The sequence below is a fragment of the Paraburkholderia sp. PREW-6R genome, from assembly GCF_039621805.1.
In the GTDB taxonomy this organism is placed as follows: Bacteria; Pseudomonadota; Gammaproteobacteria; order Burkholderiales; family Burkholderiaceae; genus Paraburkholderia.
The window spans coordinates 349,426-370,662 of the sequence record NZ_CP155075.1 but is presented as its reverse complement, the minus strand read 5'-3'; the positions used below and the strand labels follow the sequence as shown (position 1 = coordinate 370,662).

General features: G+C 59.9%; 19 protein-coding genes. 13 read left to right on the top strand and 6 right to left on the bottom strand.

All coding sequences use genetic code 11. The features are described 5' to 3' along the window. Window positions 1–100: 100 nt before the first annotated feature. From AAGS40_RS26245 to AAGS40_RS26225, 5 genes are read right to left on the bottom strand one after another with little or no spacing between them, the layout of a single operon-like run. Window positions 101–1,549: an aldehyde dehydrogenase gene (locus AAGS40_RS26245; protein WP_345817435.1), complete on the bottom strand. Its 1,449-nt coding sequence runs from the start codon at window positions 1,547–1,549 to the stop codon at window positions 101–103. 9 nt (window positions 1,550–1,558) lie between these two features. Further along, complete coding sequence (locus AAGS40_RS26240; RefSeq protein WP_345817434.1) at window positions 1,559–2,182, bottom strand: nuclear transport factor 2 family protein; 624 nt, start codon at window positions 2,180–2,182, stop codon at window positions 1,559–1,561. A 57-nt stretch (window positions 2,183–2,239) separates the two neighbouring features. After that, complete coding sequence (locus tag AAGS40_RS26235; RefSeq protein ID WP_345817433.1) at window positions 2,240–3,118, bottom strand: intradiol ring-cleavage dioxygenase; 879 nt, start codon at window positions 3,116–3,118, stop codon at window positions 2,240–2,242. 51 nt (window positions 3,119–3,169) lie between these two features. Then, complete coding sequence (locus AAGS40_RS26230) at window positions 3,170–4,081, bottom strand: sugar phosphate isomerase/epimerase family protein (RefSeq protein WP_345817432.1); 912 nt, start codon at window positions 4,079–4,081, stop codon at window positions 3,170–3,172. A 26-nt stretch (window positions 4,082–4,107) separates the two neighbouring features. Then, window positions 4,108–4,884, bottom strand: coding sequence for a coniferyl-alcohol dehydrogenase (locus AAGS40_RS26225; protein ID WP_345817431.1), 777 nt, complete (start codon window positions 4,882–4,884; stop codon window positions 4,108–4,110). A 215-nt stretch (window positions 4,885–5,099) separates the two neighbouring features. On the opposite strand from AAGS40_RS26225, the gene AAGS40_RS26220 reads away from it, so the two are divergent. Continuing rightward, complete coding sequence (locus AAGS40_RS26220; protein WP_345817430.1) at window positions 5,100–5,879, top strand: IclR family transcriptional regulator; 780 nt, start codon at window positions 5,100–5,102, stop codon at window positions 5,877–5,879. Window positions 5,880–6,143: 264 nt separating this feature from the next. Here AAGS40_RS26220 and AAGS40_RS26215 read toward each other — a convergent pair whose 3' ends face one another. Then, window positions 6,144–6,947, bottom strand: a complete 804-nt coding sequence (locus AAGS40_RS26215) for a helix-turn-helix transcriptional regulator (RefSeq protein WP_345817429.1) — start codon at window positions 6,945–6,947, stop codon at window positions 6,144–6,146. Between the two features lie 96 nt (window positions 6,948–7,043). Here AAGS40_RS26215 and AAGS40_RS26210 point away from each other — a divergent pair, with 96 nt between their 5' ends. From AAGS40_RS26210 to AAGS40_RS26155, 12 genes are all read left to right on the top strand, one after another. Then, the gene (locus AAGS40_RS26210) at window positions 7,044–7,316 is read left to right on the top strand and encodes a hypothetical protein (protein ID WP_345817428.1); all 273 of its coding nucleotides are present in this window, start codon (window positions 7,044–7,046) and stop codon (window positions 7,314–7,316) included. Next, window positions 7,313–8,266, top strand: coding sequence for a zinc-binding alcohol dehydrogenase family protein (locus tag AAGS40_RS26205; protein WP_345817427.1), 954 nt, complete (start codon window positions 7,313–7,315; stop codon window positions 8,264–8,266). Before AAGS40_RS26210 ends, AAGS40_RS26205 begins: the two co-directional genes overlap by 4 nt. 978 nt (window positions 8,267–9,244) lie before the next feature. Next, on the top strand, window positions 9,245–10,480 hold the full coding sequence (locus AAGS40_RS26200; RefSeq protein WP_345817426.1) for a helix-turn-helix domain-containing protein: 1,236 nt from the start codon (window positions 9,245–9,247) through the stop codon (window positions 10,478–10,480). 596 nt (window positions 10,481–11,076) lie between these two features. Then, complete coding sequence (locus AAGS40_RS26195; RefSeq protein ID WP_345817596.1) at window positions 11,077–11,880, top strand: enoyl-CoA hydratase-related protein; 804 nt, start codon at window positions 11,077–11,079, stop codon at window positions 11,878–11,880. A gap of 90 nt (window positions 11,881–11,970) precedes the next feature. Further along, window positions 11,971–13,200 (top strand): CoA transferase, encoded by a 1,230-nt coding sequence (locus AAGS40_RS26190; RefSeq protein ID WP_345817425.1) that lies wholly within the window; start codon window positions 11,971–11,973, stop codon window positions 13,198–13,200. An 86-nt stretch (window positions 13,201–13,286) separates the two neighbouring features. Beyond that, on the top strand, window positions 13,287–14,042 hold the full coding sequence (locus AAGS40_RS26185; protein ID WP_345817424.1) for an acetoacetate decarboxylase: 756 nt from the start codon (window positions 13,287–13,289) through the stop codon (window positions 14,040–14,042). A 20-nt stretch (window positions 14,043–14,062) separates the two neighbouring features. After that, a complete protein-coding gene (locus tag AAGS40_RS26180) occupies window positions 14,063–15,268 on the top strand; it encodes an acyl-CoA dehydrogenase family protein (RefSeq protein ID WP_345817423.1) in 1,206 nt (401 codons plus the stop codon). Between the two features lie 27 nt (window positions 15,269–15,295). Then, window positions 15,296–16,231 carry a 3-hydroxyacyl-CoA dehydrogenase NAD-binding domain-containing protein gene (locus tag AAGS40_RS26175; RefSeq protein WP_345817421.1) on the top strand — a complete coding sequence of 312 codons (936 nt, stop codon included), beginning with the start codon at window positions 15,296–15,298 and terminating at the stop codon, window positions 16,229–16,231. A gap of 20 nt (window positions 16,232–16,251) precedes the next feature. Further along, window positions 16,252–16,626, top strand: coding sequence for a YtcA family lipoprotein (locus tag AAGS40_RS26170; RefSeq protein ID WP_345817419.1), 375 nt, complete (start codon window positions 16,252–16,254; stop codon window positions 16,624–16,626). Continuing rightward, the gene (mdtN, locus tag AAGS40_RS26165) at window positions 16,623–17,672 is read left to right on the top strand and encodes a multidrug transporter subunit MdtN (protein WP_345817418.1); all 1,050 of its coding nucleotides are present in this window, start codon (window positions 16,623–16,625) and stop codon (window positions 17,670–17,672) included. Before AAGS40_RS26170 ends, mdtN begins: the two co-directional genes overlap by 4 nt. Next, entirely contained in the window at window positions 17,653–19,677 is a 2,025-nt protein-coding gene (locus AAGS40_RS26160; protein WP_345817417.1) for an FUSC family protein, read from the top strand. The genes mdtN and AAGS40_RS26160 overlap by 20 nt, the downstream gene beginning before the upstream one ends. Continuing rightward, entirely contained in the window at window positions 19,664–21,193 is a 1,530-nt protein-coding gene (locus AAGS40_RS26155; protein ID WP_345817416.1) for a TolC family protein, read from the top strand. The genes AAGS40_RS26160 and AAGS40_RS26155 overlap by 14 nt, the downstream gene beginning before the upstream one ends. Window positions 21,194–21,237 lie beyond the last annotated feature (44 nt).

Here is a 21,237-nt window from a genome sequence, read left to right as displayed (position 1 = left end):
GCAGCCATGCCAACGGTTGTATCTTTAAATTAGTAATCCTACTTTCTTTGAACTGCGCAGACCCCACGCCGCTGAACGGCCTGGGACCGCGCTGTATCAATCAGAACGGATAGTGAGGTCTTTGCGTTTCAACGGTAATCCAGCGTGAGTAGGTGAACGCTTCTACTCCGCCACGACCGCCAAAGCGGCCGTGACCGCTCGCTTTTACACCGCCGAACGGAATTTGCGCTTCGTCCTGGATCGTCGGCCCGTTGATATGACAGATTCCACTTTCGATCCGGCGGCTAACGGTCAGCGCCCGATTGATGTTCTGACTGAATACGGCAGCGGAGAGACCGTATTCCGTATCGTTGGCGACGCGAATCGCCTCCTCGTCATCACGCACGCGGATCACAGGTGCGACGGGCCCGAAAGCTTCGGCGCGATAGATGTCCATGTCGGGCGTTACGCGATCCAGCACCGTGGCGTTCATGATCGCGCCGCGCGCCACGCCGCCGCTTTTGCGTTCGGCGCCCTTCGCGATCGCGTCGTCGATCAGCGCGTTCACACGCTTGACCGATGCCTCGCTGATCATTGCGCCCAGCGCCGCGCCAGCGTCCGGATCGCCGGCTTCGAGGCTCGCCGCTCTGCGGGCGAAGCGCTCGACGAACACGTCTGCGATCTCGTCGACGACGATCACGCGGCCTGTCGCCATACAGATCTGCCCCTGATGCATGAAGGAGCCGAAGATCGCTGCGTCGACGGCGTCGTCGATGTTCGCGTCTTCCAGTACGACGATCGGCGATTTCCCGCCGAGTTCGAGCAACACCGGCTTGAGCAACTCGCCCGCCTGGCGCGCGATGATGCTTCCGACGTGGCTCGATCCCGTGAGGTTGATATGCCGCACCGCCGGATGCGCGAGCAGACATTGCACGACTTCGGGGGCGTCTTCGGCCGCATGGCTCACAAGATTGACGACGCCGGGCGGAAACGTGCCCTCTGTGACGGCTTTCGTAATAAGGTAGTGCGTGCCGGGACACAGCTCGGACGATTTCAGCACGACGGTGTTGCCGCACGCGACGGCCATCGCGAACGCGCGAACGAACAGCACGATTGGCGCGTTCCACGGTGCGATGCCGAGACACACGCCCCAAGGCTCACGTGAGGCAATCGACAGACAACCGGCCTTTTCAGTTGGAATGACATCGCCGGTCAGCTGCGTAGTCATCGCGCCCGCTTCGCGTAACAGATCGCAGCCCAGCTTGACGTTAAAGCTCGCCCAGCTCGTGGCCGCACCCGTTTCCTTGACCATCATCGCGACGATGCTGTCGCTCGATTCGAGCAAACGCTCCGCCGCGCGCAACATCAGCGCCCTGCGAGCGGCCGGCGGCGTAGCGGACCACGCCGGAAACGCGGCCTGTGCAGCCTCGATTGCACGCACAGCGTCGGCAGGGCCGGCCGCGGCGGCGGTGCTCACCACATCGCCACTCACCGGATTCGAACGCGTGAAAGTCTTGCCGCTGGCCGCCGCCGCGTCTGCGCCGTTGATGAACAGATTAATGGATGCCACGGTGTCTCCTCAGAATGTCGGCGCTACTGCCGGCGCGTCGTTGTGCAGATATCGGCGACCGCTTTCGTAAAGCGCCTCGACTTCCGGTCCCTTCAGGCCCGGCATGTTCAGCTTCACCGTGTAGCCAATTTGCGATTGCAGATAAGCCAGATGGCGATAACCCGCCGGGAAACGATCAAGCAGCGTCTGATCGAGCTTTAGCGACGCAGAAGGATCGACGGGATCGGCCCGATCTTTTTCATAGATAGGCTGACGGAGCACGAGGCCCCACCGTCCATTACGTTTCTCGAGAAAATCATAGAAACGCCCCGTGCACACGACATCGCATAGCACACCTTCCAGCGTGCCGCGCTGCGAGATGGTCATCTTCGTTTGCGCGATGGCACGATTGCCCGCAAGAGTGATCGACGTGCCGCCAAGAAAATGCAGGATGCTGACGCCCTTTTCCCAGCCCGCGACGCTCATCGCAATGAATTCGTCGGCCGTACCTTGAGTCCACGTTGCCATCATGCGGCCGTCGTCGTGCCATACCTTGCGAAAACCGGTCCAGTCGCCCGCGTCTCTCAGTACTACCCAGTCTTCGAGCAAGTCCCGTATTGCGAGCCGCTCATACACTTCGCCACTTTCTGACATGTCTTCTCCTGTTGCCCCTTTTTGCAGATCATTCGAACGCCGGATACCGTTCGATCGTTACGCGTTCGTCAACACAAAGTCATAGTGGAGTTCCCAGAATGGCCCACCGAATTGGCTCGCCTCTATCCGCTCGGGATCGCTGACTCGCTCGAAATGCACCATCAGACTCTGCTTGACGCCGAATACGGCGTCCGAATGGATGTATTCGTCGTCCGGATCGAAAATATGCGTGGTCAGCGCGGCGAACCCGTCCGCTTTCACGATGAAATGCAGATGCGCCGGGCGATAGGGATGCCGCCCGAGCAGTCCGAGCAGTTCGCCGACCGTGCCGTCGTCTGGAATGGGATAAAACCTGGGTTTGACCGCCCTGAACCAGTACTGCCCATCATCTTGTGTGCGAAACACGCCACGCAGGTTGAAATCGGGCTGAATGCCGCGTTGCTGAACGTCGTAAAAGCCTTCGTCATTCGCCTGCCAGACGTCGAGCGTCGCATTCGCGATCGGTTTGCCTTCCATATCCAGAACGCGGCCGCGCACGAGCATCGGCTCACCCTTCTGATCGAGGCAAATATTCGCACCCATCTCCAGCACCGGAGCGCTCGCAACGTGAAACGGGCCCAGCACGGTACTCTCCGTTGCGCCCGACGGCTTGCGGTGATTGATCGCATCGACGAGCATGGACACGCCCAGCACGTCCGACAGCAGTATGAACTCCTGTCGCCACTCATCACAAAGATGACCTGTCTGCGTCAGGAACAGAATGGCGTTCAACCATTCCTGTTGCGTGGGCTCTATCTCCTTGACGGCTTCGTGCAGTTTGCGGGTGATGACTTCCATCGCAAACTTCACGCGCTCGTTCGTGGCCTTCTCGTTTCGCCCGGTCACGACTTCGATCGAGTTGGCCTCAGTGAAATAACCCTTTTCGTGCGAGTCCATATCTTTTCCTGCTCGGTCTGCTGAATCGTTCAGAAACGGCGCTCGCCGCATTTACGCGAAAGCAATGCCCGCTTCAGTCAACACGCTGCGCATCGAATCCGACGACAGCTTCGCAATCGCTTCCGCGCTCTTCGTGCGATTGTGTGGTGAGAACACTTCCGGATTGACCTGGTTGAGCCCACCCGTACGCGCGAGCGTGCGAAGCATGTCGATTAGCGGAAATTCGCCTTCTCCCGGCCACAGGCGGTCGAAGCAGTTCTCTTCCAGCGTGACGCCGGCCGGAAGCTCCAGTGGTCCGTCGTTCACCTGAACACAGTGGATCGCACTGCCTGGAATCGAAGCCAACGTCGCGAGATCTGAATGGCTGCGAATAAAATGCAGCGTGTCGAACACAATGCCACCGTTGGGCATGTCGGCAGCACACACGATGTCCCATGCCTGCTGGAGTGTTGCAACACCCCACATTGGCAGGTTCTCGATGTCGCAGATTACGCCGTGCTCGTGCGCCAGTTTGCAGGTAGCCATGTAGTATTCGACGATTTCTTCGAATGGTACAAGTCCCGCAGCAAAAGTCGCATTCAGGCTTGCATAGCCGCAGCCGAGTTGCTCACACAAGTCGAAAAATTCGACTGCGGGGATATTGAAGTCGCGAATGTACTCGGCATCCATGTTCGTCGGAAGCCAGCGCGGGTTCCAGTTACTGAGCGGATCGAGCCGGGTGATGCGAACGCCGTGGTCGGCCGCCATGCTCAGCATGTCGCGTGCTGATGTGCCGCCCGCCATGATGTCCCGTACCTCATGCGGATGCAGCGATAATTCCGCGAAGCCAGCGAGTTGAGTCGCGCGCAGTTTGCCCGGATACGGCAAATGCCTGACATTCGAAAACGGCATCAGAAGCGGTCCGTTGATCGAGTACTCTGTTTTCGCATCGTCGACCGTGCGGGCGTGTGCGAGCATTGTCATTCTGATCGTCTCCGGTAAGTGTTGGATCAAAGCCCTTGCCGGGCCAGTGCGATATGCGAAGACATGCCGCCATCCGCCGTCAGATTCGCACCGCGCAGCCAGCGCGCGCCATCCGTTTGCAGGAATGCCACCACAGGTGCGATGTCCGCCGGCGTTGCCGGGCGGTCCATGATCTTCATGTCCTCTTCGACCCGCTCGCCAAGCGTGGCGATGAAATCTTTGAGGATCGGCGTTTGGACCGGGCCCGGACTCACGCAATTCATGCGTATATTTCTGTCGCGCCATGTCCAACGGTTCATGAAGGTCCACGCAATCAGGTACTCTTTCGAGAAGAAATAGCTACGCGCACCTTCAATCTCAAACCGTTCGCAAAACGCATCGACAGTATCGAAATCGACCGCGTTGAACGCATTGATTTCGTCGACCGACCTGGCCCAGTCGAATCCCGCGAGCGATGCCAGGTTCACGATGGACGCACCGTCGGCCAGTTTGTCGATCAATTGCGTGGTAAGACGTTTAAGGGCCAGCACGTTGACTTTCAACACAAGATCCGGCGGCGCCGTAGGTGGCACGCCCGCGATATTGCACAGACCGTTCAAACCGGAAGGCAGCACGTCGACCAGTTGATCGATGGCTTGCGGATCGGACAGATCGGCATGATGAAAAGCGCTGCATGCATCGTGCGTGGGCACCACGCGATCTACACCCACTACACTCGCGCCCATCGCCTTCAATGTGACGGCCGTTTCCGCGCCAATTCCGGATGCAACACCGGTCACGGCGATGGTCTTCCCCTCAAGCATGGTTTCCTCTCTCACATGGGATGTGCGGACCGCGATACCGATCGGACCGCGTTCGCATGTTCTCTATAATGAACTCGTTCATTTAGAGGAACAACAAGGGTTCTCCCTGGAGGCTTATTCTTCGAGCTTGCCCAACCGCATGGCGCGTTTGAGCTTGACGCGCCTTTACATCAGCTATAGCCTGTTCCCATATGTGAACGTTTTAGGCAAAGACCATGAAGCACGACGTTGAAGCGGGCAGTTTCGTCAAGTCAGCGGACCGGACGCTCGATCTCTTTGAACTGCTTGCGCGCTGGGGTCGGGAAATGTCCCACTCCGAAATTGCCCAGGCACTCGACATCCCCAAGAGCAGCCTGACCAAGTTATTGCAGAGTCTGTCAGCGAGGGGCTACATCCGCTACATATCGGAAACGAAGGGATACTGCCTCGGCGACGCCGTCGTCAAACTCGCGCAGCGGACGACGCAGTCACGCGACCTCATTGCGAGCGCGGCGCCAGTTCTGGCGGACATTACGCAACAGACGCGCGAATCGTGTGCGCTCAATCAGCTCAAGGGCGATCAGGTCGAAGTGGTAGCCACGGTCAGCAGTCAGCAGAGATTGCTGTCGCATTTGCGTTTGGGCGATCTTGCGCCGCTATATGCCGTGTCCGGCGGGAAAGTCATCCTCGCCAATCTGCCCGAGGTGATGAGGAGCGAATACCTTCGCTCGGTCATCTTTCAACAATTCACGCCCAACACCCTTTCGTCAAAAGAAGCGCTGATACTCGAACTGGATGAAATACGCGAGAAAGGCGTCGCATTTTCGATGCAGGAATACACGCCGGGCATTGTGGGGGTCGGCGTGCCGGTTCTATCGTCAACCGGTTTTCCAATCGGCTCGCTCAATCTGGCGATTCCGTCGGTCCGCTATTCTGCGGCAGTGGGATCACGCGCGCAGGCAATCCTGCAGGACGCGGCGAACCGGCTAAGGCGCCAATACAGCGCAGACCAATAATATCGATCCACTTCGCCGCTTGACGCGTGGCACGGATTCCGCTGCGCCAGGCGACTGTCAGTGCGGCCGTGGCCGTACAAATGGCAGGTCATGGCGCGATCACCAGGCATTGTCCCGCTCGTTCAAGCGCGGTGTGGCCTTCGCTCGCCGGTCTGGTTCGCGGTTACACCGCTAGTCATATTCGCGATCTACCAGACCGGCAAGCTTCCTTTGCGCTATTCAACCGCGCGCGCCCACTCGACAGAGACGCGCCGTCCGAATCGCCTATTTGCCGGCTTCATAGCGTCCAGGCGTACGGCCCGTCGTCCGCCTGAACATATCGATGAAAGCGCTGACGTTCTCGTAACCGAGCTCAAGCGCGATGGCCGTCACGCTGACGCCATCGGCGAGAAGTTCCATCGCGCGTAAGAGTCTTGCCTGCTGACGCCATTGCGCGAAGCTCATGCCCGTCTCCGCGATGAAACGACGGCTCAACGTGCGCGCCGACAGACCGGCCCATGCGGCCCACTCCTCCAGACGCCGCGGGTCAGCGAGATTGCACGCCAGTGCATCGGCGATGCGTTTGAGCCGCGCATCCTGAGGACTCGGTAGACGCAATAGCTCAGCGGGTGCAGCGGCCACTTCATCGAGGATGACTTCGGCGACACGCGTCTGTTGGACGTCGAGTGTCCTCCCCGGCCAACTCGCCGCCCGGTGCACGGCCTCGCGCAACAGCGCCGTCGTGCAGATCGCGCGCGGCACCGCAGGCAAATCCGCACAGCGCGACTCCGCGATGAACACACTCCAGCCGGAGAACGGTCCGTGAGAGCGCATGCCATGCACACAATGCGGTGGAATCCAGATCGCATGAATCGCTGGCACGACCCACTGTTCACGCTCGACGGACACGGAAACCAGCCCGCTCAACGCACCCATCAATTGCCCGCGCGGATGGTGGTGCATTGCCGTTTCCCGAGGCTCACTCTGCGTCAGCTCGGCCGCCGCAAGAAACGCCCCTTCGGGCGAAAGCACGAGGTCGGGGCGAATCAGCGGCGACGTCGCCAGTGGCACATGTTTCGGGTTGGGCATCGCAGTGGCCAGAAAACGGTATTGAATGACTTTTATACCGGAGCCGCGCCGATTGTGCACGCCTAGACTGGGGCATCACTACCCATGGAGAATCCGATGCGATCCGACCAGTTACTACCCGACCACATGAATGCTTGCGATTTCAATGGTGTCACCGTTCGCAAAGGCACTGTCGGCGCTTTTCTAATCAACGCACGCGTGTGGGCCGACCGGAACGCTGACGATGCGGCGCGTGCAGACGCCGCATTCGATATCGTCGCCGCGGTGCCCGCACTGCGCGCACTCGGGCTCTTCGACGTGTTCGAGATCCGCGATCCTGCGCTGCGCGCGTTGATGGACGAGCACCTGGCCAACGAGGTGCGCGCATGAAAGCGGCTGTCATAACCACCAAGGGCAATGCGCCCGTGTATGCGTCTTTCGACGAGCCTGCACCGCGCGCAGGACATACGTTAGTCGACGTCGACGCATCGGCACTGAGTCACGTGACTCGTTCGCGCGCCTCTGGCACGCATTATTCGTCCTCGGGCGCATTTCCATTCGTGGCAGGTGTGGATGGAGCGGGACGACGGGCGGACGGTTCGCCCGTCTATTTCTTCGCGCCGACAGCACCGTTCGGCGGCCTGGCTGAACGCACTCTCGTCCCCGACGCGCACTGCGTGGCGCTGCCCGAAGCGCTGGAGCCACACGTGGCGGCCGCGCTTGCCATTCCGGGGATGTCGTCATGGGCGGCGCTGAAGGAGCGCGCCCGTTTCATCGCCGGCGAGACGGTGTTGATCAATGGCGCGACCGGCGTGTCGGGCAGTCTTGCCGTGCAGATCGCGAAGCACCTCGGCGCGGCGAAGGTGATCGCAACCGGTAGACATCGACCGACGCTCGCCGCGCTGCAGGCGCTTGGTGCCGACAGCGTCATCCCGCTTGAGGACGACGAACGTGCGTTGAGTGACGCGCTCGAGCCGCATTTCCGTGCAGGCGTCGACGTGGTGCTCGACTATTTGTGGGGATCGAGCGCGCGCGCTTTGCTCATTGGCGCAGCGAAAACATTGCCCGACGGGTATCCGCTTCGCTTCGTGCAGATAGGATCGATCGGCGGCGACGCATTCGAGTTGCCGGGCGCCGCCTTGCGCGCGACGGCGATTACGCTGATGGGCAGCGGGATGGGCAGCGTGCCGCTCACACGGCTATTGCACGCCGTCGAAGAGGTGTTGGAAGCCGCCATACCCGCGCACTGGCAGATCGCGACGCGTACGGCGCCGCTTGCCGAGGTCGCTTTGCAGTGGGCAAACGTTGAAGACCGTGCGCGCGTGGTGCTGATGCCGTAAGGTCCTCTGTGCATGGGATGGCACGACACGTCGTGGGCGGCGACACACGGAATGAACGCCGCAACCACTGGATGCGAGAGCATGACCTCAAATGGTTTCGGAACGCGTGTGTCGCTCGGGGCCGGGCGGCCACATGGTGGGCAATCGCATCGAACCGGTCCTGACTTTACGCAGAGAAATTGGAAGCGCTGACTCCCGCCGGTCTCCGTTTGGCTTTAACCGATCCAGGGGCCGTACAGAAAGGAAGATCTCTATTTAAAAGCGCTCCGGGTTCCTCGCGTCGATTCAATTCCAAAATGTCGACCATGCAGAGCCAGTACAAACTCAAACGATCAATGAAAGCTTTCGATTCAAGCCGTTGATGATCGGCGCCATCCCCAATCGGAATCGCTCCGACGAACATTGAATGTTCCGGATGGTTGAACATGGGTCTGATGCTCTTCGGGGAAATAGACGAACCTTGCGAGAAGGACGAGAAGACCGACACCCGTCCTCATTGTGATCGCAACCAGTTCGGTCTGAACAGCCGAAAGATCTCGCCGCTCCGGCCGACGTACACGAACGCCACGAAGCGCGTGTCTTCCTGCTTGCCATTATCGTGCGATCGTCTATCCGGATTCTCCAGAAGATAACCCATTCATTCGGATAGCTAACGGCGTGCAGACCGTTTGATCGAACTCATTGGCTGCCTGCGAGAAGGAACGGAAGATATCGAGCTATTCGCGGGCTTGTGTCTTTCATTTTCAAGACGCCGGCTTGATCGTTGTGAAAAATTACAGATCGCTTGTTGATTATGACAATGCGTCAGGCCTTCATTTGCCTTGCCCCGGCATTTATCATGCGCCATCGCGGCTCAGCTTCACGAGAGAAGCGCACAATAGGATCGCGCGCGAGTGACAGTGACTCTGCCATGCGCCGGGAGACGGCGTCACCACGCGAGCAGTGGCAAAACCCTGCGGAGGCAAGCAAAACGTGAAGATGAACATTCCTAAAATATCGCCGGATCTGCAGATGTGGACCGAGCGACTCGATTCACATATCGACACGGTCGTCGATCGTGTCTATGCGGTGTTGATGAATATCCCACCCTACGCCGATCTCGACTCTCCGGCGAAGCTCGACACCCGAAACTCGATCGCTTGGGCTGCGAAGCTCTGGTTCGATACGCTGTTGTCCGGTAACTCTCCATCGGCGCAAAATTTCGAAGTCTTCAAGGACTTCGGGCGTCGCCGCGTGCATCAGGGCGTGCCCCTTGATGTGCTGTTGAGGGCGTTCCGACTCGGGTCTCGTGAGCTATGGTGCTGCTATACGGACACCGATGATAAAAGCGACCTTTTGCGCGATGAACTGTTATTTCGGATTTCTCCGTTCCTGATGGAGTTCTTCGACATTCTGGCGCAGATCATTTCCCAGGCTTATCTGGATGAACAATATAAGCAGGCTCGGTGGCGGGACTCATTACGCTATCAGCTGCAGAGCATCATATTCTATTACCCCGAGGACACCGAGGGTTTTGCCAAGACGGCAGCCGCTCTACGACTTGATGCAGCGGCCCCTCGAATAGCACTCGCTATCGAAATCGACTCGATCGACAGCAGTTCGCCCACATTCAAAAGCGAACTGGACCGGATTGTGGTTGCTACCGGCGGACGGCTTAAATTGCCTCTCGATGATCTAGTGGACATCTGGTACCGAGGTCAACTACTCGTCTGGATACCTTCGCGGATCGGGGACTTGATGAGCGCAAGCGATCGTCAGGTCGGCAAGCAGATCACGTCGCTCATGGTCACCATGCCGGAAATCAAGGCGATCGGTATCGGCCTCACCGGCGAGGGTGCGGCTGGGTGGGCCATGTCCGCAGAGGAAGCAATCCGCGCGCTCAGCTTTGGCCGTGGCAACGCCCACGCAGAGCGCGTGCGGCTGTACTCGGAAATCATTGTCGAAGAGAGCGTCCGTGGTGCGAAGAATGCCCTGCGCTATCTCGTCTCTCTGGTCGAACAGCTCGCTAGCGAACCCGAACTGCTTGAGACACTCGAGACCTACTTTCATCAGTTGCAGCGAAGAAAAGTCACCGCGGGCGTTCTGGGCATTCACCCGAATACCCTCAACCACCGGCTGGAAAGAATCGAGAAAATTCTCGGAGCCCGCCTCGATGACGCGAGTTGGGTATCAAAGCTCAATATCGCAATCAAACTTCGTGGTTCACAGCGATGAGACCTTCGCCTGTCGGTTTTGCGATGCCTGCAAAGACACCACCAGTCGGTTGCGGCGACATGGTACCGGCATTGTAAAGATAGCTAGTCGCGTTGTGAGTTATCACATAGGCGGCATGGCGCTGAAGACTTAAGATCAGCATGAATCGCTGAGGTCGGTCTGGACAATGCGCACAGCGTAAGGTGAAGTCAAACGGGAATCGCCTCGCGGAGTTGGCCGACTTGGGCATCCACGGAAAAAACTGATTCGCGAACAGCGACTGATGCGCGAATTATCCGTAATTCAAGCGCTTCCGCGACAGTCCTCGCATTTGTCACGTGCGGGTCAGCGTTTAATCGTCATACCGCGAATTCGAATACCGGGATTAAAAATGCGCCGGCGATCAGGTCGTTTGTCCTGATCCCGCCCGGCAATGCGCATGTTGTCGTCAGTGTCACGGCCATGACCTTCAACCGTCTAACCACTAGCAGTGACTTACGTTGACCCGGCAGTGCCAAGTTTCGCAAATAGCAAAGACGAGTGGCGGCGCTGCGGTGTAACCGTTGCGCATGAAGCAGCAGCCCCGTCTGCCCCATGAATGCGGGAGACAAGATCTGATGTCGCAAAATTTACCTCACCCCGGCTTCAGCACTATTCTCTATGAAAAGCGAAATGCAACAGCGTATGTGACGCTCAACCGTCCCGACGTGATGAATGCGCTGAACCAGCAGGCGATCATGGAATTGCGCACGGCATTCGAAGATGCCCGAGCCGATCCGCAGATTCGCGGCGTCGTCATAACTGGCGCAGGCAAGCGTGCATTCATTGCGGGTGCCGATATCAGCGAGCTCAGCAAGGCCACGCCGATTGAAGCCGAAAGTCAGACTCGCGCGGGCCAGGCGTTGCTTGACCAGATCGAAAATCTCGGCAAGCCAGTCATTGCGGCGGTGAACGGCCTTGCACTCGGTGGCGGATGTGAAATCGCGCTTGCCAGTACGATCAGGCTCGCCGCTCAGGGCGCGAAGTTCGGCCAGCCCGAAATCAGATTGGGGCTCATCCCTGGCTTTGGGGGTACGCAACGGCTCCCTCGACTGGTCGGAAAAGGGGTAGCAATGCGACTCATCCTGACTGGCGAAATGGTATCGGCAGAAGAAGCATTCCGTGTCGGACTCGTGGATGAAATGGTAGAGGCCGACGGTCTTATCGCTCGCGCCGAGGCGATTCTGGAGCAGATTGCTGCCAACGCACCGCTTGCCGTCGCTTATGCGATGGATGCAGTCAACCAGGGACTCAATGCACCCCTGCCGGTAGGACTCGCTCTGGAGGGAAAGCTTTTCGCACTATGCGCCGCGACCGAAGATAAAAAAGAAGGCACCACCGCCTTTCTCGAGAAGCGTGCGCCCAGGTTCAAGGGTCGGTAATACCTGATCCTTTCACTGTTCCGCCCCGCGACCGTGACCTTACCGGGTCTGGATCGAGTCAATATCTGAACCCAAATCGAGAACACTTCCATGATTGACGGACAACACGTTTTTTCAGGTCTCAAGGTGCTCGATCTGGCGAGCTATATTGCCGGTCCAGCCGCCACGACGATATTGGCCGACTTCGGTGCGGACGTAGTCAAGATCGAGCCGCCCGGTACGGGCGACATCTACCGCTTCTTCTCCAGCATGCCACCAAACCCGGTAGCCGATACCAACTACGCGTGGCAGTTGACGAACCGGAATAAGCGCAGCATCGCCGTCGACCTGAAGTCCGGCGGTGCCAAAGAGGTACTCACGCGACTCGTCCAATGGGCCGATGTGGTGGTCGTCAATTTCCCGCCACGTGTAAAGGCGTCTTTGGGGGTAACGTACGAGGCTCTTTCTTCTCTTAATCCAAAGCTGATTTACGCCGATATTACCGGCTACGGTTCCGAAGGGCCCGAAGCCGATACTCCCGGCTTCGATGTCACAGCCTACTGGGCCCGATCCGGCCTCATGGAGGTCACCCACGATGCCGGGAGCCCGCCGACGCTACCCATTCCGGGGATTGGCGATCATGCCACGGCAACCACCCTCTACGCCGCGATTGTGACGGCGTTGTATGTGCGTGCCACGACCGGCAAAGGCGGTCATGTGTCGACGTCACTGATCGCCAACGGCATCTGGGCAGCGGCGGCGTGGGTTGAAGGTGGTCTCAACGGCGGAAAGTTCTTCGCCCAGCACGACCGGAAAAACCCACCCAACGCGCTGCTCAATCCTTATCAGACGGCCGACGGTCGCTGGATTTTGCTGGTGGCGGCTCAACGCAAGGACTGGCCAGCTTTCGCTCGCGCGGTAGGGGTCGCCGACCTGCTCGACGATCCGCGCTTCACCGACGATCGGCGCACCGATAACGCGGCCGCGCTCGTCGAGATTCTCGACCCGTTGTTCGCCAGTCAGCCGCTCAGTTTCTGGAAACAAACGCTCAGCGCAGCCCGCGTCATTTTCGGTGTTGTGCAAATCGCTGAAGAGATCATCAACGATCCGCAGTTGGCGGCCAATGGAATCGTGGTTCCGCTCGACGTGCCAGGTCGGCCCGCTACGCGCACGATCAGCAATCCCATCCACATAGGCGGAGAGGAGAAGGTCAAACCCCGCCTCGCGCCACAACTCGGCGAGCACGGAGCGGAAATCCTCAGGGAATTAGGCTTTAACGACACCGAAATTTCACGCCTCAACGATGCCGGCGTGGTTGCGCGCTTCGAGGGCGCCGCATGACTGCCACTACCTGAAAATTCTGGAAGCAACACCTCTGTTGGCAACGCGTCGGACGGCTACCGGCCGGCGCACTCTGGAGCTTTTCCATGACTGAGAACGAAGTCCGCGATTGCGCTTACGCGATGCCGATCAGCAGCCCCGCTTATCCACGGTTTCCTTTCCGCTTCGTGGATCGGGAAACCATCATCATCACGTATCGTACCGATCCCGACGCTCTTGCCCGCATCGTGCCAGCGCCGCTGCGTCCGGCCGCCCCGCTTGTTAAATACGAATTCATTGGCATGCCGGATTCCAGTGGTCTTGGGTCCTACACCGAGACCGGTCAGGTCATCCCGGTGGAACATAACGGCGAGTCCGGCGGCTTCACTCATGCCATGTATCTCGATAATGAAGCGGGCATTGCCTCCGGTCGGGAACTGCTCGGCTTTCCAAAAGTCCTTGCCCAACCGAAGCTCGAAATTCGCAACGACGCTCTGGTCGGGACCCTCGACTACAACGGCGTGCGCGTTGCGACTGCAACGATGGCCTATAAATACGCGCCGCTGGATCACGGCACCGTGAAGGATACGCTCGCGGCGCCAGGCTTCCTGCTCAAGATTCTGCCGCACGTCGACGGCTCAGCCAGAGTCTGCGAACTGGTGAAATATTACGTGACTGACGTCACGGTCAAAGGGGCCTGGACTGGACCCGGTTCTCTCGAACTGCATCCTCATTGTTTCGCCCCTGTCGCAAAGCTGCCCGTACTCGAGGTCATATCGGCAATCCATATGGTGGTCGATCTGACAATTGGTGGTGGGGAAGTTATTCATGACTATTTGCGCATCCCTTCGAACGCATCCTGATCCTGATGACGGAATTTCCAATGAATGCCAGCTCAAAACCAGACCGCCCGCCTCCGGCCCCCGACAGCGATTTCTATCTGATTCATGAGCTCCTGAGCGAGCCCGAGAGAACGCTGCTAAAGCAGGTACGTTCGTTCATGGAAAGCCGGGTCGCTCCAGTCATCAACAAGTACTGGGCTGAGGATGCGTTCCCGTTCGAACTGATTCCCGGCATCCGGGAACTCGGTATCGTCGGCATCGGCATTGAGGGCTACGGTTGTCCGGGCGGCAGTACGCTACTGGACGGCTTTATCGCCATGGAGCTGGCTCGCGTGGATTCGTCGATTGCCACCTTTTACGGCGTTCACAGTGGCCTCGCGATGGGCTCGATTTATCTCGGCGGATCCGAAGCGCAAAAGCAGAAGTGGTTGCCACCGATGGCACGGCTGGAGAAAGTCGGATGCTTTGGATTGACCGAGCCGCTGGTCGGATCGGGCGCCGGAGGAGGCTTGCTGACAACTGCCAGTCGAGAAGGCGATACCTGGGTTCTCAATGGTCAGAAGCGATGGATCGGCAATTCGCCGTGGTGCGACTTGTCGATCATATGGGCACGCGATGTTGGAGACAATCAGGTCAAGGGTTTCATTGTCGAAAACAAAGCCACGCCGGGCTTCTCGGTCGAAAAAATCGAGAACAAGATTGCGCTGCGAGTGGTGCAGAACGGCGTCATCACGCTTGACAACTGCAGGGTTCCTGAAGAGAACCGGCTTCAGGGAGATCTGTCCTTCCGCGACACGGCAAGAGTGTTGCGGTTGACCCGTCAGTATGTCGCGTGGGAATCGGTCGGATGCAGTATGGGCGCTTATGAACATGCGCTGCGCTACGCGCAGACTCGCGAGCAGTTCGGCAAACCCATCGCGTCCTTCCAGATGGTGCAGGACCTGCTCGCCAAGATGCTCGGCAATATCACCGCTTCGCAATGCATGGTCGTACGGCTGGCGCAACTGCAGGACCAGGGCAAGCTGCTGGACCAGCATGCGTCACTCGCCAAGGCATTTTGCACGACCCGCATGCGCGAGACTGTTGCCTGGGCGCGTGAAATCTTCGGCGGCAATGGCATTGTGCTCGACTACCACGTCGCACGCTTCTTTGCGGACGCCGAAGCGCTCTATTCCTACGAAGGCACGCGCGAGATGAACTCGCTAATTGTTGGCAAGGCGGTAAGCGGTTTCAGCGCTTTTGCCTGATCGCACTCAACTCGAAGGATGTTAGCCATGAGCAACGACATTAAACGCGTCGCCATTATCGGCACGGGTGTTATAGGGGCAAGCTGGGCCGCCCTCTTCCTTGCCAGGGGTCTGGATGTCATCGCAACGGACATCGCACCGGATGCCGGGCCGAAGCTCGATGCATTCATCGAGGCGGCGTGGCCCGCGCTGGAAGAATTGGGACTGGCACCAGGCGCCTCGCGCTCCAGACTGACTTTCACGGCGAATCTCGATGAAGCGGTGACCGCCAGCGATTTTGTTCAGGAGAACGGGCCCGAGCGGCTCGACTTCAAAAAAGAGCTTTATCGACATCTCGACAACATCCTTCCACCCAGAACCATCATCGCGTCGAGCTCCTCAGGCCTGACGATGAGCGAGATCCAGTCAGCTTGCGAGCACCATCCCGAGCGGTGCGTGATCGGGCATCCGTTCAATCCGCCGCATCTGATGCCGCTCGTCGAAATTGTCGGCGGGACCAGAACGTCGGAGGACACAATCGAACGCGTCTCGGCCTTCTATAGCAGTCTTGGCAAGCGCACTGTGCGGTTGCGCAAGGAAGTGCCCGGACACGTCGCGAATCGACTGCAAGCCGCGCTGTATCGTGAGATGGTGTATCTGATATCGGAAGGCGTGGTCAGTGTCGCCGACGCGGATACCGCTGTTTGCTGGGGACCGGGTCTGCGCTGGGGGGGTATGGGGCCGAGCCTTCTTTTTCACCTGGGCGGAGGCGACGGCGGCATCGAGCACTTCTTCGAGCAATTTACCGGACCGCTGAATGCATGGTGGCATGTACTCGGCTCGCCCGAGTTGACTCCCGAAATTCGGGAGACCATTGTCCGCGGTGTGCATGAACAGACGAAATCCCGATCCGTCCAGGAACTTGCTGCGCATCGGGATGAAATCCTGCTCGGCCTCCTGTCCCTTCGAAGCAAAGAGCGCTAACTGCGGCGACCCTTCGAAGAATGCCTGACCATGTCGCGTCGATGGGCTGCCCAGTACCGCGCATTGGGATCGGCGGCGACCGGCGAATCTGTTCTCGAACTCTGAATGAAAGGACGGTTGTGAGGCAACGGCCCGCGCTCTACCTGGTTCTAGCCTTGAGTACGTTGAACGGGTGCGCCACGCGAGGCGCGCCCTCGTTCGCGCTTTTCGGCGCATTCTTCCCCGCCTGGATGGTTTGTGCAGCGCTCGGCGTGTTTGCCGCGATCGCTGCCCGCGCCATCTTCATCTTCTGCGGATCGGCTAATGTCCTGCCCTTTCCGCTTTTTGTCTGTACGGCAATCGGCGTCTGCCTGGCACTGCTCGTCTGGGTACTCTGGTTTGGGCACGGACCATGAGAGCTGAGGGCGACCGCGGCCATCCGCTCTGGGCCAGGCTGATCTCGTTTGCAATCGTTGCCGTGGCCATGCTCTTCAGCCTCTATGTCCTGCACAGGAGTTCTGTCATGCCGTCCACGGATGACGCCACCATCGACGCCGATGTCGTACACGTGGCATCGGTCGTCGGCGGACGGATCGTGGACATTGCCGTCACCGAGAACGTGCACGTCACGAAGGGCGATCTGCTTTTTCAGATTGATCCGGTTCCGTACCGGCTGACCGTAGCGCAGACCGAGGCGGACCTGAGCGTGGCAAGAGCGGCTCTGGACACCCAGCGGCGCGTGCTGTCGACCCAGCGATCGACAGCAACTGTCTCGGCGGATCAGGTACAACGCGCTAGCGCCAATCTCGCCCTCGCGCAACGCACGGTGCAGCGGCTTCAGCCTCTGGCGGCCAAGGGTTATGTCTCCGAACAGCAGCTCGATCAGGCGCAAACGGCCCAGCATGATGCGATGACTTCGCTTCAGCAGGCCCACGTCCAGCAGACGGCCGCCGTCGCGGCGATCGATACGGTAGCGGGCGCCGAGGCAACAGTGCGTGCGCGCCAGGCGGCGCTCGACATCGCGCGACATGCACTGGCCGACACGACCGTTCGTGCGATGCACGATGGCCGCGTCGTTGGACTTAACGTCCTGTCCGGAGAAATCGTCGCACCGGCGCAGCCTCTGTTCACACTCGTCAACGACGACGAATGGTTCGTCGTCGCAAACTTCCGGGAGATTGACCTGCCTGCCATTGCGGTCGGCGACTGCGTGACAGCCTTCTCGATGATCGATCGACGTCGCCCCATCAAAGGAACCGTCCAAGGCATCGGCGCAGGGGTACTCGATACCGACCGGATCAACCTTCCGCGCTCGGTGCCGTACGTCGAACGGTCGCTCAACTGGGTTAGAGTGGCGCAGCGCTTTCCAGTGCGTATCCGGCTCGAGCATCCCCCTCAGGCGCTCGTGAGGCTGGGCGCCACAGCCGTTGTCGAGATCAAGCATGGCGACGCCTGCAGGTAAGCAGCCGCACCCGGCCATGGAACGGCTTCGGGCTGTTCTCGAACCGTTTCCCGGACGCTTCGAGTTTGCGGTCCGACTGGCTATCCTGTGTGCGCTGACGACGCTCGTCGCTGAGATCTATCAGACGCCCGAGCCGGCACTCACCACGTATGTCGCCTTTTTCGTCATCAAGCCTGACCGGGCGACGAGCGTGGTGGTAAGCGCTGTCATGCTCGTGCTGATCACGCTGGTCGTCGGCATTGCGTTACTGATCACCGTGCATGTGATCGACGACCCGCTCTGGCGTCTTGTTGCCATGACGCTGATATCGTTCTGCATGCTGTTTGCGGCGTCTGCGAGCAAGCTCAAGCCGGTCGGCGGCATTATCGCGTTGATCGTGGCTTACGCGCTGGATCTCCTTGGTAGCATTCAGATCGGCGAAATCGCAACCCGGGCGCTTCTCTATGCATGGCTTTTCGTCGGCATTCCCGCAAGCGTGTCGATCGTGGTCAACTTCGTCATCGGGCCGCCGCCCAGACGACTCGCCGAACGAGAGTTGGCGCAGCGCCTGCGTACCGCCGCGAAGGTGCTCCGTTTGAAGGATGCAGGCGCCCGGAACCATCTCAACGCCTATCTGCAACGGGGACTTGGCGACATTCCGGGCTGGCTGAAACTGGCCGGGGCCGAGAAAACTTCCCGCCCGCACGAGCTCGCCGCACTGAAGCAAGCGAGTCAATCCACTGTAGCGATCCTTTCGACGGTGGACATTATTGCGCGCGAGCCTGGCGTGCCACCGACCGTTCTTCTTCGCGAGCACATTGCACAAACACTCGATGAGATGGCGGCCATACTCCGAAAGGGCCGTTATCCGGTCGATATCTCGTTCGAAAGTAGCGAAGGCAAGTCGGCGTTGTCGCCGCTCGCGGCGGCGGCACTGGCGGAACTGCGCGTTGCGCTGGCTGGCTTCGCCGAACCGCCGCCGACGCCATTACCCGCTCATCCACCGGCAAAAAGCGCGACCGGCTTTTTCGCCCCGGACGCGTTCACCAATCCGGCCCACACCCGGTACGCGTTGAAAACGACCGCTGCGGCGATGTTCTGCTACGTGGTCTACTCGCTGCTTGACTGGCCCGGAATCCATACCTGTTTGATCACCTGCTACATCGTCTCGCTCGGCACCACCGCCGAAACAGTCGAAAAGCTGACGTTGCGGATCATCGGCTGCCTGATCGGTGCCGCAGCCGGCATCGCAGCCATCGTCTTTCTGATGCCGAGTGTCACCTCGATCGGTGCGCTGATGGCTATCGTTTTTGTTGCCACGCTCCTCTCGGGCTGGATCGCCGCCGGCAGTCCGCGCATTTCCTATATCGGCTTCCAGATCGCATTTGCCTTTTTTCTTTGTGTCATTCAGGGTGCGTCGCCTGCGTTCGACATGACCACCGCTCGTGACCGGGTGATTGGCATACTGTTCGGCAACCTGGTCGTCGCGCTGACGTTCACTCAGATCTGGCCGGTAAGCGTGTCTCAACGAGTCGATCCCGCCATTGCCGCCCTGCTTCGCAGGCTCGCCGCGCTGGCCGGCATGCAGCAGCATCCTGAGCGCTGGACGCGCGCCGCCGACGCTCAGGCGGCGCTGGGCGCCATCCGCGAGGACCTGGATCTGTTTCGCTATGAGCCGTCGTCCGGTCGTGCTTCGCCAGGCTGGCTTGAGCGCCGAAGGCGTGTCGCCGATGCCATCGCTGGTCTCCAGGGGCCGCTTCTGATCGGCACCGGGCGCGAACCTCTGGTGGCCGGGGTAGTTGCGAGCCGGCTTGATCGTCTGGCCGATACGTTCAGCGCTGAAACGAAGGGGTCAAGCCGTTCTTTGCCGCCAGAAACGCCCTCCTTGCCGGCGCACGACGAGGACGTCATCAGCCCCTCAAGTATGTCTCAGGCAATCGTCGACCCCTTTCTCGCAGAGCTGGAAAACGCAATCACGCAACCGGTCGGCGACGACGAGACGAGGGCCGGCTATGCGAGGGTGTGAGGGTTCGATCGTCGCCGTTCTGTCCGTCTTGCTGCTACTCGGCTGCGCGACATCGGCTCTCGAGATGGCGCCGGATCGCCCGGACCGGCCCTGGTCACCTGCGACCGCACCCAGTGGCCAGATCATTCCAGGCAAACGGAACACGGCAGCGCCAGCGAACGGGTACGTGCTCCCAGCGAATCCGGCGCTAGCCAACATCGCGCCCTCTGCCGCCGTGGATGCCAGCCGGGTCTATTCCCTGCCCGACCTGATCGACCTCGCGGAATCGAACAATACGACAACGCGCATTGCCTGGAATGACGCGCGACGCGTAGCACTTGCCGCCGGCATTGCCGAGAGCAACTACTTGCCGAGAATGACCGCCACCGCAATCGGCGGCTACCAGGGCAACAGTGGCAACGACAGCACGCAGGGCGTGAGCTTCAACAATAGCGGTTCTGCGAACGGCACCGTCTCAGCGGTTTCGCTCCAATGGCTTTTGTTCGACTTCGGGCAACGTGCTGCAGTCGTCGAGGCCGCCAAAGAGGCGTCGGTTGTCGCGAACATTGCTTTTAACGCCGCCCATCAGCAGGTCATCTACAACGTGACGCTTGCCTTCTATGCACACGCGGCGGCTCGGGCGCGAGTCGCGACGGCCACCCAGTCTTTGAGTAACGCGCAAGCCGTGCAAAGCGCCGCGGAAGCCCGCTATAAGCACAGCGCGGGCACTGTCATCGAGGTTGCGCAGGCGCGCCTGGGGACCGCACAGACGAAGCTGGCGCTCGTGCGGGCCAGCGGCGACGAGAAAGACGCCTACCTATCCTTGTTGACGGCAATGGGGATCTCGCCGCTCACCCGTATCCTGATCGCCGATGTAGCGTCCCGCGATCTGTCGCCCTCATTGGAGACTTCCGTGGAAGCGATCGTCGCCAGTTCCATTGCGCGGCGGCCCGACGTGCTCGGGGCGGACGCGGCACGAAGCGCAAGCCTTGCGAGCATTCGCTCAGCACAGGCCGAGTTCATGCCGAAGATTTTCCTCTCGGCAGTCGGCGCATACAACGAGGGAGGCCTGGGCTTGACAGCGCTGCCGTCGGCCGGGCAGCAACCGCCGACCGTGAACATCAATGGACATCATTTCAACGGCGGTGTCTTTATTGGCGTGTCGATACCGCTTTATGACGGTGGCACCCGCTCGGCGTTGCTGTCCCAGGCTCGGGCCGAAGCGGACAGCGCCGATGCCAGACTGACGCATGTACGTGACGAAGCCGTGCGCGAGATCGTGCTTGCCGACAACAGCCTGCGCACCAGCCTTTCGGCGTACCAGGCATCGAAGTCGCTCGCCAGCGCTGCCCAGACTACCTTCGATGCGGCGCTCGCCGCCTATCAGCACGGTGTCGGCTCCATCACGGATCTGACGTTGGCCGATACCCAGCTTTTGCAGGCGAAAAACGCGACGACCGATGCATACAGCGCGGCCTTGTCAGCGGCCGCAACCCTGGCGCTAGCGACCGGCGTGCTGGGCGCAGCGCCGCAATAGCACCAGACGAGGACTACGTGAACCTGACGCTTCTCTCGGCTGCC